The following is a 12,429-nucleotide window of genomic DNA, read 5'->3' as shown; positions in this document are numbered from 1 at the left end:
CGCGGACCGAGGTCACGCGCAGGGTTGATCGCGTAACCGGTCGGGCCACCGAGGGAGGCGCCGATACCGACCACGAGCAGGGCTACGGGCACGGCCGCGAGGCCGCCGATGCCGCCCGGGACGCCGATGTCGGCGACGCCGTAGTCGGCGAATCCGAAGATCACGAAGACCAGGACGAAGGTCGCGATGACCTCGGTGAGGAAGTTGAAGCCGTACGAGCGGATGGCGGGTCCGGTGGAGAAGACGCCCAGCTTGGCGGCGGGGTCCGGCTCGTCGTCGAAGTGCTGCTTGTAGGACGCCCAGGCCAGCACGGCACCGATGATGGCACCGACCAGCTGCGCGGCGACCGCGACGAGGAACTGGACGAACGCGATCTTGCCCGCGACGAGCAGACCGATGGAGACGGCGGGGTTCAGCTGAGCACCGGAGTACGCCGAGACGATCACACCGGCGAAGACCGCGAGGCCCCATCCCCAGTTGACCATCAGGAATCCACCGGCGTTGCCCTTGGTCTTGGCCAGCGCCACGTTGGCGACCACACCGCAACCCAGGAGGATCAGCATCGCGGTACCGACCACCTCCGAGAGGAAGTACAGCCCCAGGTTCACTTCTTGCATGTCGTCATCGACCTTTCTGGTTTCGCCCGGACACCATCGGCTCGGGCAACTGTGCGGCTCGGTGATCCGAACCTACGACCGCCGTGCGGGCGCGCAACAGACGGCGCGCCCGCACGTTCTCTCAGATTCGCGCGACTCCGGCCTCGGCGAGGTCGACGCCGCGCACCACGACCGAGATGCGGATCTCGGAGGGCGAGATCATCTCGATGTTCACTCCCGCGAGGCTCAGCGCCTCGAACGGCGTGGCCGAGACACCGGAGTGCGTGCGCATACCGGCGCCGACGACCGAGAGCTTGCCGATCTGATCGTCGTGCACGAGGCTCTCGAACCCGACCTCGCCCTGATCGGCGGCGAGCGCCTTCAGCGCCATCGCAGCATCCGTCTTGGGCAACGTGAACGAGATGTCGGTGCGACCGGTCGCGGCAGCCGAGACGTTCTGCACGATCATGTCGACGTTGGCGCCGGACTTGGCGACGATCTTGAAGATCTCGGCGGCCTTGCCCGGGACGTCGGGCACGCCGATGACGGTGATCTTGGCCTGGCTGAGGTCGGTGGCGACGCCGGCGACGATGGGCTCTTCCATGGTGGCTCCCTCGGGGACGAGCGGGGACTTCTTCGAGGCGTCGAGCACCCACGTGCCCTCGCCCGAGCTGAACGTGGACCGGGCGTGGATGAGGACGCCGTGACGGCGGGCGTACTCGACGGCGCGGATGTAGAGCACCTTCGCGCCGTTGGCGGCGAGCTCGAGCATCTCTTCGCTGCCGACGCGGTCGAGCTTGCGGGCCAACGGCACGACGCGGGGGTCGGCGGTGAAGATGCCGTCGACGTCGCTGTAGATCTCGCACACGTCGGCGTTCAGCGCCGCCGCGAGCGCGACAGCGGTGGTGTCGGAGCCGCCACGGCCGAGCGTGGTGATGTCGCGGGTGTCGCGGTTGAAGCCCTGGAAGCCGGCGACGATGACGATCGCGCCCTCGTCGAGCGCTTCGCGCAGGCGCACGGGCGTGACGTCGACGATGCGCGCGGCGCCGTGCGTGGCATCCGTGATCATTCCCGCCTGGCTGCCGGTGAACGAGCGGGCCTCGAAGCCCATCGAGTGGATCGCCATGGCCAGGAGCGCCATCGAGATGCGCTCGCCGCTGGAGAGCAGCATGTCGAGCTCACGCGGGGCCGGGATCGGGGCGACTTGCCCAGCGAGGTCGAGCAGCTCGTCGGTCGTGTCACCCATCGCGCTGACGGCGACGACCACCTCGTTGCCTGCGCGCCGCGTGTCGACGATGCGCTTGGCGACGCGCTTGATGCTCTCGGCGTCGGCGACGGAAGAGCCGCCGTACTTCTGGACGATCAGCGCCATAAGAGGAACTCCCGGAGGGGACGGGCGTCGGGATGCCACGACGGGGCGCTCGGATGCCGCACCCGAGGGTTCATCTTAGAGGCGACCGCATGCCGCCGCCGCCATGCGGGGAGTGGGCAGGGGCACGCGGATAGGATCGGGGCGTTCCGTCCCCCCGTCTCCCGAGAGCGATCCGGATGTCCCCCACCCCCGCGCTCTGGCCGCCCTGACGCAGCACCTGCTGGCGCGGGCGAGCGTGCCGTACTTCTTCGCGCAGATCGCCGGCGGCTTCGTCCTCACGGTCGTCGCGGCCCTCTCGCCGCTGCTGCGGTACACCGGGCTGGACGCGGCCGAGACGATCCGGCCGTCCGTGATCGTGGCATCCGGGATCGTGCTCATGCTCGCGGGTCTCACCGTCGTGGGCGCGGCACAGGATGCCATCGACGGCTTCGCCCTCACGGCCACCGGGCGCATCCTCGAGCTCACGACGCAGACGCTGGGCGTCGTGCTCGGGATCCTCGCGGGGCTGGAGACCGTGCGCGTGCTGGGCCTCGGGATGTCGCCGCCCTCCATGGCGCTGCCGCTCGGGCCGCTCCCGCTGCAGTTCACCGGGGCCGCGGTCATCGCGATCGCGGTGGCCATCTACAACGGCGCGGGCGCCCGCATCGTGCTCGTGAGCGCCGCGCTCAGCCTCATCGCGTGGGTGGGCTACGTCGCCGCGACATCGATCGGATTCGAGGTGGCCGCGGCCAGCGGTGTCGGGGCGTTCGTCGGGAGCTTCGTCGGCATCGTCGTGGCCTACCGCCTGCATGTGCCGTCGGTGGCGATCACCACCGCCGCGATTCTGCCGATGGTGCCCGGCGCCCCGGTCTTCCGCGGTCTCCTCGGGATCGTGGAGTCCGGCGAGGATCCCGCCGTGCTGATGACCGGAGTCACGACTCTCGTGGGCGCGGCGACCATCGGCATCGCGCTCGCCGTCGGCGCCTCGCTCGGCATCTATCTCGGCCAGCCGGTCCGCGCGACCCTGTCGAGTGTCGTGCGGTCGCGATCGCGGGCGCGGCGGTAGAGCGACCGCGCCCGCAGCACTCATCGCGCGATCAACGTGAGCGTCAGGGTCGAGCGGTAGGAGCCGACGGGGGTGTCCTTCGGGACGCGCAGACTCAGAGCGGTATCGAGGGTCGCCCCCGCAAGCGCCGTGGAGGTTCCCGGCTCGCCGGTGGCCAGGACCGCGGGATACACCGCGGATCCGGCCTCCTGCGCGCCGGTCAGCACGACGCCGGCGGGGAGGGTGACCTGTTCGGGTGCGTAGCCCAGCGCGCTCGACGCGAACGTCGCGGCCGGGTCGGCGACGGCGACGAAGTCGGCGACGGAGATCTGCAGGCTCCAGCCCGAGAGCGTCTCACGATCGTCGGTGATGGTGAAGCGACCCAGCGCGCGGGCGGCGGAGGTCGCTTCGCGCCGCAGGTCGCCGAAGGCCACCGCCGTCGAGACCGGAGCCGAGAGCTGAAACAGACCGGATGCCGTGACCGTGGCCATCATGTCGCCCTCCGCCCGGTGCGGGAAGCCGGCGGGAGGGATCGTCACCGCGTCCCAGGCGACCACCGTGCCATCACTCTGTGCGAGGTAGAGCGGCACCACGGCGCCCGGAGCGACCGTGGCCGGCAGGTCGATGACGGCTGCGCCCGTGGCATCCAGAGTCTTCTGTCCGAGCGTCGCCGTCGGCGAGAACGTCCCCGCCCGCAGAGTCGCTCCACCCCAGGACGACCCCGCGTTCACCCGCACCTGGGGGCCGCCGTCCACGAGCTCGACCGTGAGGGTGCGGCGCGCCTCGGTGAGATCGGCGAGAGCGACCACACCGGTGCGCTTGTCGGAGGCCGGCGGCATCGGCGCGGTACGCAGGAGGACGTTGTCGGAGACGGTGTCGCCGGGGTCGAACGTCGGGTTGGCGCAGCCTGCGAGATCGACGGGCCCGGGCGCGCCGGGGATGTCGGCGACCCGAGCGGCGGCGTCCTGCACGAGAGGCAACGGCAACGCCGCGTAGCCGAGGCCCGGCGCACGTTGCTGACCCGCGCAGAGCGCATGGGAGAGGAATCTCGCGAGCGCGCGCCCCTTGTCAGCCGTGAAGATCCGATTCGTCTGCGTCGGCACGATCATGGACGACGCGGAGGAGATCGGGTAGGCACGAGGGTCGGTGTTGCCGCTCACGCCCGTCAGGTCGAGCGAGCCATCCGCGTGCGCCTGTGCGCCCAGCAGAGCGATGGAGACCGCCTCCGGAGTCGGGGCCACGTAGTACCCCGCCTCGTTGAGGACCTTGGCCACGGGGAAGCCCGATGACTCCGCGTACGAGTACTCGACGTACGTGATCGCCCCCTCGCCGTAGCTCTGGCTCACGTATCCCACGACGCCGAGCGAGCCGTTCTGACCCTTGAACGAGGAGTTAATCTGCGGGAACTGCGACAGCATGCCCTGCGTCCAGATGTTCGGGAATCGCGTCGACATCCACAGCGTGAGCTGCGCGCTCGTCCCCGAACCGTCGGAACGGTAGACGGGGGTGATCGGACGGTCGGGCATCGCGAGCGACGGGTTGTCGGCCTGGATCGCGGGGTCGTTCCAGTTCGAGATCTGGCCCGAGAAGATCTTCGCGATGACCTCGCCCGACAAGCGCAGGTCGGTGACCCGCTTGCCGCCGATCTTGAGGTTATACATCAGCGACGTGCCACCGGCGACGATCGGCATGTACGCGTACTCCGTCGTCGGGTTCTCCGGCGGAGACCCGTCCTCCGGGTTGGACTGGAACGGGATCTCGCTGACGGCGAAGTCGACCGTCTGATTGATGAAGTCCTTGCGGCCCGCGGACGACCCGGTGCCGGTGTAGTTCACCGTCATGCCGTCGAGGGTCGCGACATCGTGGCGCCACTGGTCGAGGGCGTTCTGCGACCACGTGGAGCCGGACCCGATGATCGGGACGAACGCGTCCGTCGCCGCCCAGGCGCTCGGCCCGGGGATCGCCAGCACCGCGGCCACCGCCGCCACCACCGCCAGGGAACGCCGCCGGTTCATCCGAAGCGCCCGTTGACGTAGTCGTACGTGCGCGGGTCGATGGGCGAATCGAACATCGCCTGGGTGTCGCCGTGCTCGACGATGTGGCCCGGCTGACCCTGGGATGCCAGGAAGAACGCGCACTGCTGAGAGACGCGCTGCGCCTGCTGCATGTTGTGCGTGACGATGACGATCGTGAGCTCTTTCTGGAGCTCGCCCATCGTCTCCTCGATGACGCGGGTCGAGGTGGGGTCCAGAGCCGAGCACGGCTCGTCCATCAGCAGGACCTTGGGCTTGATCGCCAGAGATCGCGCGATGCACAGGCGCTGCTGCTGACCACCGGAGAGGCCGCCACCCGGGGCCCGGAGGCGGTCCTTGACCTCTTTCCACAGACCGGCGGAGGTCAGCGACCGCTCGACGAGGTAGTCCCTCTCGTCGCGCGAGGCGCGTGTGCCGGTGAGCTTCAGACCCGCGATGACGTTGTCGTAGATCGACATCGCCGGGAACGGGTTGGGCTTCTGGAACACCATGCCGATGTTCTTGCGGGCGTCGATGAGTCGGTGGGAGGAGTCGTAGATGTCGTCGCCGTCGAGCCGCACCTCACCCGCGAGCGAGGCCGAGGGGACGAGCTCGTGCATGCGGTTGAGGATCCGCAGGAAGGTCGACTTGCCGCATCCCGACGGACCGATGAGCGCCGTGACCTGCCCGCGGGGCATGGTCAGCGACACGTCCAGGAGCACCTGGTGGTCGCCGAACCACGCCGAGATGGAGTGGGCGTCCAGCTCGGACAGCGAAGCGGGATCGACGGGCGTCGACAGGATCGGCTCCGCCTCGGCCACCGCTGTCGCGACCTGCACGGGGGCGACGACCGCCGCTGGCGCCGCCGCGGCGGCCGCGCCGGCCTCCCCCGGGGCGGGGATGACACTCGTCACGTCGTCGGCACCGGCGGTCGGCACCGCCTCCACCTCGCGGCGACCGAACAGACCACCGCGGCGCGACCGGCGGTGCACGATCCCCAGTCCGGCGCGGGTGGCATCCGGAGCCGGAACGGCCGGGTTCTCCGAGAAACCCGGAGTGGCGGCGCCCAGCGGAGCGGATTCGAACACGACCTCGTCGAGGACGCGGACGCCGCCGGCGCTCATGACGTCGGTCATGAAGGGGTCGGCGGTTTCGTCGCCGGAGGGGGCGGCGGTGCCATCGACATCGGGATCGCGGCGGTCGGTCATGTGCGGCCTTCGGGTCAGAGGAGGTTCGGAAGCAGACGGATGAGCTGGTCGGAGACGAAGACGCTCGCCAGCAGCAGGACGGGGGTGAAGACGATCCACGTCTTCTGCCAGCCGACCTTGCGGTACGACCAGACGGCGACGAACTCCGCCACCACGAGGAACTGCAGGGCGAACACCAGCGCCCAGACGGTCCTCATGTCGGTGGCCATCGCTTGCGCCTGCGGGGGCAGCGCCATCGTGGTGGTCTGTCGCGCACCGCGCGCCTGCGCATCACCGACGAGCTTGGCATCCACGTACGCGACCCCACTCGGGAGGTACGGGGCGCCCCGCGCCGTCATCAGGATGAGTCGGCTCTCGCCGCGCGCGGGGGCCGGCGGGGTCGGGTCGCCGGCGTACCGGACCCCGAGGACCTCGAACTCCTGCTCCCCCTGCCCCGTGCGCACGGTGAAGCTCTCCCCGGGCTGCAAAGACTGCAGCCGGCCGAAGGGGCCGCCGAAGGCGGCGGCGCGCCCCATCACGACGCTCACCCCGGCCTGCCCGGGCAGCACCGTGTCACGACGGTGTCCGGGACCCTGCCGGAGCTCGCCCGAGGAGGTTCCCTCCACGATGACCTCGTCGATGCCGAGCTGCGGGATCGACAGGAGACCGACGGGGGCACCGTCGACGAGCAGATGGTCGTCGAAATCGCCCTCGCTGACCGGAGCGGTTCCGGCGGCGAGCTGCGCGCGGTACGTGTCGCGCAACTGCTGCTGAGAGGCGAAGTGCACCACGTGGCTGACCACCAACACGTTCACCAGGAACGCCAGCACGAGGACCGCCAGCGACGCAGCCGCTCCGCGTACGAACACCTGCGCGGGGCTCAGCGGCGCGTACTGCGGGCGGCGCCGGGGTGCCCGACGCGGCGGGGCCGGCGGCGCGGGACGCTCTTCGATCGTCATGCCGCGGCCGCCGGGGCGGGAGCGGGAGCGAGCACCGAGCGGAGCACCCGGACCAGCACGAAGGTCAGCAGGAGCAGCACCGCGACGACCACGATCAGCCACGGGAACAGGATCACCAGGGCGTCACGGGTCACCGGGGTGAGCGCCGTGCCGTCCACCGAGTCCGGAGGGGTGAGGGTCGCGTGCGTCGACAGCAGCGTCCACTGTCCGCCGTGCTGCAGCTCCGCCGAGACCACGCGAGTCTCTCCGGGTTGCAAGGCCGCGACCGGGACGTCGTCCACGGTGTCCAGGCGATTGGTGAAGATGGCGCCGTCCATCCAGAAGGATGCCGTGGCGTCGATCACGCTCTGCGAGGCGTTGCGCACGGTGAACCAGACGGTGACCGTGCCCTCGGCGGGGTTCAACGCCGGCGTCCCCGCGGCGTTGATGCCCCCGATGTACAGCATGCCGGCGACGTTCACCTCGTCGGCGGGAGGGGTCGACCCCGTGGGCGACCCGGCCCCCGCGCCTCCGGCGGGTGCGGTGCCGACGCCGGACCCTCCGGCGGACCCGGTCGATCCGGTCGACCCGCCGGGGCGCGCGGCCGGACCGGTCACCGGGACGACAGCGGACGGTGAGTCGCTGCCGCTGGGACGGGGCGTGGGAGCGGGAGTAGCGGTACTGCCGTCGGTGACATTGACGCTCAACGGCGTCCCGCTCGGCGGGTCCTCCGCCGCCGCGGGCAGGCTCGGGAACACGACGGCCAGGACCACGGCGACCGCGCTCAGTGCAGGACCCACACGTCGCCTCATCGAGCGGCCTCGTGCAGATCGGACTTCTCAGCGGCCTCGGCCGCCGCAGTGCGCTGCATGTAGTCCACCCACTCCTGCGCCCGCGCCTCGTCGCGGCGACGACGCCACCGCACCAGCAGCACGACACCGGCGGCGAGCACAAGGAGGATCAGCACCGTCCACGGCACGGCGAACACCACCGCGTCGCGGGAGACCGCCGCCACGGGCAGTTGCAGAGCGGCATCCGGCGACTCGACGAAGGGGTTCAGCGTCGTTCCCGGGTTCAAGTAGAACCACTGCCCCACCCCGTCGAGGGTGAAGTCGTACGACGCGGTGTTGCCGGGCAGGAGCACCGGAATGCTGCCGCCGCGTTCGCCGATGGCCGGGATGCCGAACCACGTGCGCACACCCGAGGTGATGTTGGCCGCGAGCGCGACGTTGCCGGGGTTGGTCACGGTGTAGCGCAGGCGGATGCTGCCGGCGAACGGGTTCCACCAGTCGCCTTCGTACGACGCCGAATAGCTGGTGATCGACAACTGCGGCTGGAGCTCGCCCGAGACGCGGGCGAAGATCGAGGTCGCCACACGGCGGTCGAGGCTGACCTGCTGGCCCTCCTCGATCACGGAGGCGACGAGACCGCCCACGTGGTCCCCGGGGGTGGCGTCGGCGGGCACCGCAACGGTGAACGGCAGGAGTCGCACCTCATTGGGCTCGAGCGAGAACTGGATGCGATCGGCACCGTTGTCGAAGCGCAGCCAGGCGCCCACCGAGGTGGGGACGTCAGCCGTCGGCAGCAGAGAGAACGTGCCGTCCTGGCCGTTGAAGGCATCCGTGGCGTAGACGGTGAAGTCCTGGCGTTCGGTGCCGGTGTTCCCGACGAGCACCTGGTCGTTGACGCTCTGCCCCGGATCGGCGCTGTAGCTGAAGCGGGTGCGCCCGTCGGGCCGGCCGTCGCCGCCGGCGGGACGGGTGGCGACGCCCACGGTGGCGGGGCTGGGCTGGTCGCCGTCGGCGGCGGTCGCCGCGGGCGCGGCCACGAGGGTCGCCGCCAATCCGGCGGCGACAAGAATCGCAGCACCGAGCGCCGAGAGCACGCGGCGCGGGGCCGGGCGCGAGGTCGAGGAAAGCACGGTTCATCTCCGCAGATGAGGGCGACGGAGGTGTGTCGCAAAGGTGAACGAGGGCTGTGCGGGGCGGGCACGGACAGTGTCCGCGCACCGGGGATGAACGCACCCTGCGGGGAGGCCGAGAACGGCCTCCCCGCAGGGCTCAGCGGCGATCAGCTCACTTGGAGGTGAGGGTGACCGTCAGCGTCGAGTGGTACTCGCCGACCTTGGCATCCTTGGGAGCCTTGAAGGTCAGATCGGCGTCGAAGAGCGCACCGGTCGGGAGCGTCGAGACGGCCGAGCTCTGCGCGATCTTCGTGCCGGTGCCGAGGGTCACACCGTCGATGAGGGTGTAGCCCGTGTAGGCCTTCGGCGCGAGGGTGAGGGCGCTGGTGGGGATCTCGTCGCCGGACGCGTTCGAGAACGCCGTCCAGGAGGCACCGAGGTCCCAGCCCTTGAGGACGTTGCGGTCGTCGACCACGGTGACCTTGCCGAGCGCCTTGGTGGTGCTCTGGTCACGAGCCACGGCGCCGAAGTCGACCTGGGTCTTCTCGGCGTTCAGCGACCACAGGTCGCTGGCGGTGACGGCGGCCGTGAGGTCGACGTCGTCCGTGGCGGGAGCCTTGCCGGCGAGGGTGACGGTGCCCCACGCGAGAACCGCGAAGGTCGAGTCACCGGGCTGGGTCAGGGCGACGGTGTGGGTCGTGCCCGAGGGCAGCGACGAGACGTCGACCGTTGCGTCGCCGTTGGCGTCGGTGGTCACCTGACCGAGGTTGGTCGGCTCGGACCAGGCCCAGGCCTGCAGCGTCTTGTTCGCGTTGGCGACACCGGCGGGGACGGTGACCGTGGTCGCGCCCTCGGCCGGAGCCGGGATCGTGACCTTGTTGGCGTCCGAACCCGTCGGCTCGACGGGGGCGGTGCCCGCGACCGTGCCCGAGAAGGCCTGGTCGTCGGAACCGGCGCCGTTGGTCGCGGTCAGCGTGAAGCTGTACGCACCGGCGGCGGTGGGCGTGCCCGTGATGGCGCCCGTGGCAGCGTCGAGGCTCAGGCCCGCGGGGAGCGAACCGGCCGTGACAGCCCACGTGATCGGGGCGGTGCCGGTGGCGGCGACCGTCTGCGAGAACGCGGAGTCCTTCGTGAGGGCGTTCAGCGACGTCGTGGTGACGACCGGCGCCACCTCGGCCGCGGCCGGGGCCTGGTTGGCGAAGGTCCAGGTGCCGCCGGGGTTGACGTGGATGGAGACGAACTTCACACCGGTGTCCGCGATGGTCAGACCGTTGTTCTTGACCCACGCGAAGCCGAGGCTGTAGTCACCGCCGTTGGCCTTGATCGACGCCCAGTTGCCGCCGATGAAGCCCGACAGGCTGAGGTTGGGCTGCAGGATGTTCTGCGTGCCGGGCGTGAAGCCACCGTCAGCGGTCGCCGTCCAGGACGAGAGGGTGTTCTCGGTGCCGGGGGTGGTGATGAAGTACCCGACGCTGGTGGCATCGTTCGACTGGCCGAGGAACGGCGTGTCGATGTCGGCGAACTCCGGGCCGGGGCTGGCGATGACCTGCTCGTCCCACGCCATGACCTTGCCGTCGGGAAGGCGCGAGCCATCGCCGCCGTCCATCAGGTAGAACTGCGGGGCGGTGGTGGCCGCGTTGGCCGCGGTGGCCGAGAGGCCACCGGCGAGGAGCGAGACCGCCGTCGCCGCGGCGACGATCGATCCGAGCTTCTTGATGTTCATGAGAGGAAAGGTGTCCTTATCCGTTGATCGAACGTCAGAGCGTCGCGTACGCGCGCTGGATGTTGGTGCTGGAGGGAGCGAGGAAGCCGAACTTCTTCTTCACCGCGCCGACCGAGCTGCTGAGCGAACCGAAGCTGGTGAGGCTGTTGTTGACGCCGGGGTTCACCAGGTTGGCCAGGGCGACGTCGTACTTGCTGTCCGACGGCGTGATGCGCGCGTACTCCACGACGAGGTAGGTGTCGCGGCCGAACGTGGCGTCGCTGTAGTAGGCGGAGTTGGGGACGAGGTTCGGGGCCGTGCCCGTGAAGGCCGCCTGACCCGAGACCGCCGAGCCGAACGCGACGCCCGACGCGGTGGTGGTGTTGATGCCGGTCGCGCCGTTGGCCTGCGAGATCCAGTTGGCGACACTGAAGGGGATCAGCTCGTTGGCACCGAGCACGGAGGCGTCGTTCTCGGGGGTCGTGCCCGTGGCGTCCGTGACGCAGGAGCCCAGCGTCGGGTTGCCGATGGCGCCGAGGAAGAAGCTGCGGGTGCCCGAGCCGCTCTGCGGGATGCGGGGCTTGACCGCGACACCGCCGACCGTGGTGGTGGTGCACTCGTAGATGGCCTTGAGCTGCGCGGCCGTGAGGTTGGCCCAGGAGCTGTCGCCGCCCTTGTACGCGAAGCCGACGGCGTCGCGCGCGTAGGGGACGTACGCGAGCAGACCGTTGGCGTTGGCGTTGCCGCCGGGGCCGCTGGACGAACGCGCGATGTCGACCTGGCCGAGGATCTGCCGGGCCGGGACCGCGGCGTTGCCGCTGTAGTTCGCACCCGTGATCGAGGCGCGCAGCGCCGTCACACCGGCACCCGAGCCGGCGGGACGACCGAAGAACGCACCGGCGGACTTGGTCTGGATCGCGGCCGAGCCGAACGCGTCGAAGTTACCGAGCGTCTTGTTGTTCGAGGTGGCGCGGACCGTCGCACCGGTGATCGTCGTGCCGTTCACGATGGCGTTCATCGAGTCCTGCAGGGTGTCCGAGCCGACCAGCGAGTAGCTGTTCGAGACCGGCTCCGCCGAGGCGGAGGTTGCGACGCCGACACCGGCGATCGCGATACCGCAAGCCGCCCCCAGAGCGACCAGCTTGTTGAGCTTCAACTCACTTACCTTTCGTAGGTATTGCACTGTGTTTCGGGTGTTCAGTTGGTGGAGGAGAAGTCGTGGGGCCGGCACTCAGAGGCGTCGGCGGAGGCGCCCGAGCAGCGGCACGGCAAGCGCGCACGCGAGACCGCCGAGGACGCTGCCGGGCAGAGCCCAGGTGATCGCGCCCATATCGGGATCGTCGGGCGTGGTGGCGCCGGCGAGCGCCGCGGACGCGGCTCCGCTGGCGGCAGGATCGGTCGCGCCGGCGGGGGCGGCCGCGCCGGCGGCGGGTGCGGCGGCGGCCGCGGGTACGCTGCCGACGACGCTGCCGGTGGGGAATGGCGTACCTGAGGACCCGGTGCCCGAGGCGGCCGGGACGGGTGTGGTGGGGACCGTGCCGTTCTTGATGTCCTCCGCCGCCGCCTTCGCCCGTTCGCGCCAACCGTCCGGGAGCGGGACGTAGCCCTGCGGGAGCTGGCCGATCGACGTCCCGGACTGCTGCCCCGTGGTTGAGACGAAGCGGATGAAGGTGGCATAGCTGGCACGCAGATCGG

At 70.4% G+C, this 12,429-nt stretch carries 11 protein-coding genes; 1 reads left to right on the top strand and 10 read right to left on the bottom strand.

Annotated elements, in window-relative coordinates; all coding sequences use genetic code 11:
* Both LQV45_RS09540 and LQV45_RS09535 read right to left on the bottom strand, forming a co-directional pair.
* On the bottom strand, nt 1–617 hold a 617-nt coding region (locus tag LQV45_RS09540), incomplete at its 3' end, for an MIP/aquaporin family protein (RefSeq protein ID WP_230006806.1).
* Between the two features lie 121 nt (nt 618–738).
* A complete protein-coding gene (locus LQV45_RS09535) occupies nt 739–1,968 on the bottom strand; it encodes an aspartate kinase (RefSeq protein WP_230006805.1) in 1,230 nt (409 codons plus the stop codon).
* Between the two features lie 112 nt (nt 1,969–2,080).
* Between LQV45_RS09535 and LQV45_RS09530 the strand changes: the two genes are divergently transcribed.
* Entirely contained in the window at nt 2,081–3,013 is a 933-nt protein-coding gene (locus LQV45_RS09530; protein WP_230006804.1) for a threonine/serine exporter family protein, read from the top strand.
* Between the two features lie 20 nt (nt 3,014–3,033).
* Here LQV45_RS09530 and pstS read toward each other — a convergent pair whose 3' ends face one another.
* The 8 genes from pstS to LQV45_RS09490 form a co-directional block, all read right to left on the bottom strand.
* Nucleotides 3,034–5,007: a phosphate ABC transporter substrate-binding protein PstS gene (pstS, locus tag LQV45_RS09525; protein WP_230006803.1), complete on the bottom strand. Its 1,974-nt coding sequence runs from the start codon at nt 5,005–5,007 to the stop codon at nt 3,034–3,036.
* On the bottom strand, nt 5,004–5,777 hold the full coding sequence (locus tag LQV45_RS09520) for a phosphate ABC transporter ATP-binding protein (protein ID WP_230006807.1): 774 nt from the start codon (nt 5,775–5,777) through the stop codon (nt 5,004–5,006). Before LQV45_RS09520 ends, pstS begins: the two co-directional genes overlap by 4 nt.
* 449 nt (nt 5,778–6,226) lie before the next feature.
* Nucleotides 6,227–7,150 (bottom strand): sortase, encoded by a 924-nt coding sequence (locus tag LQV45_RS09515; protein WP_138176012.1) that lies wholly within the window; start codon nt 7,148–7,150, stop codon nt 6,227–6,229.
* Complete coding sequence (locus LQV45_RS09510) at nt 7,147–7,929, bottom strand: hypothetical protein (RefSeq protein WP_230006802.1); 783 nt, start codon at nt 7,927–7,929, stop codon at nt 7,147–7,149. Before LQV45_RS09510 ends, LQV45_RS09515 begins: the two co-directional genes overlap by 4 nt.
* Nucleotides 7,930–7,937: 8 nt before the next feature.
* Nucleotides 7,938–9,050: a DUF916 domain-containing protein gene (locus LQV45_RS09505; RefSeq protein ID WP_230006801.1), complete on the bottom strand. Its 1,113-nt coding sequence runs from the start codon at nt 9,048–9,050 to the stop codon at nt 7,938–7,940.
* Between the two features lie 154 nt (nt 9,051–9,204).
* The gene (locus tag LQV45_RS09500) at nt 9,205–10,755 is read right to left on the bottom strand and encodes an Ig domain-containing protein (protein ID WP_230006800.1); all 1,551 of its coding nucleotides are present in this window, start codon (nt 10,753–10,755) and stop codon (nt 9,205–9,207) included.
* A gap of 34 nt (nt 10,756–10,789) precedes the next feature.
* Nucleotides 10,790–11,890: a hypothetical protein gene (locus tag LQV45_RS09495; RefSeq protein WP_230006799.1), complete on the bottom strand. Its 1,101-nt coding sequence runs from the start codon at nt 11,888–11,890 to the stop codon at nt 10,790–10,792.
* 75 nt (nt 11,891–11,965) lie between these two features.
* A partial coding sequence (locus LQV45_RS09490; protein WP_230006798.1) for a hypothetical protein occupies nt 11,966–12,429 on the bottom strand: 464 nt, incomplete at its 5' end.

The sequence above is a fragment of the Microbacterium sp. Bi128 genome (assembly GCF_918698205.1).
Note: the sequence above shows the minus strand (reverse complement) of the source record. Positions and strands in the feature narration are given on the sequence as shown.

Excerpts from the sequence above, each read along its gene's own strand:
- pstS (WP_230006803.1), bottom strand. The coding sequence starts at position 5,007 with ATGAACCGGCGGCGTTCCCTGGCGGTGGTGGCGGCGGTGGCCGCGGTG.
- LQV45_RS09500 (WP_230006800.1), bottom strand. The coding sequence starts at position 10,755 with ATGAACATCAAGAAGCTCGGATCGATCGTCGCCGCGGCGACGGCGGTC.
- LQV45_RS09515 (WP_138176012.1), bottom strand. The coding sequence starts at position 7,150 with ATGACGATCGAAGAGCGTCCCGCGCCGCCGGCCCCGCCGCGTCGGGCA.
- LQV45_RS09535 (WP_230006805.1), bottom strand. The coding sequence starts at position 1,968 with ATGGCGCTGATCGTCCAGAAGTACGGCGGCTCTTCCGTCGCCGACGCC.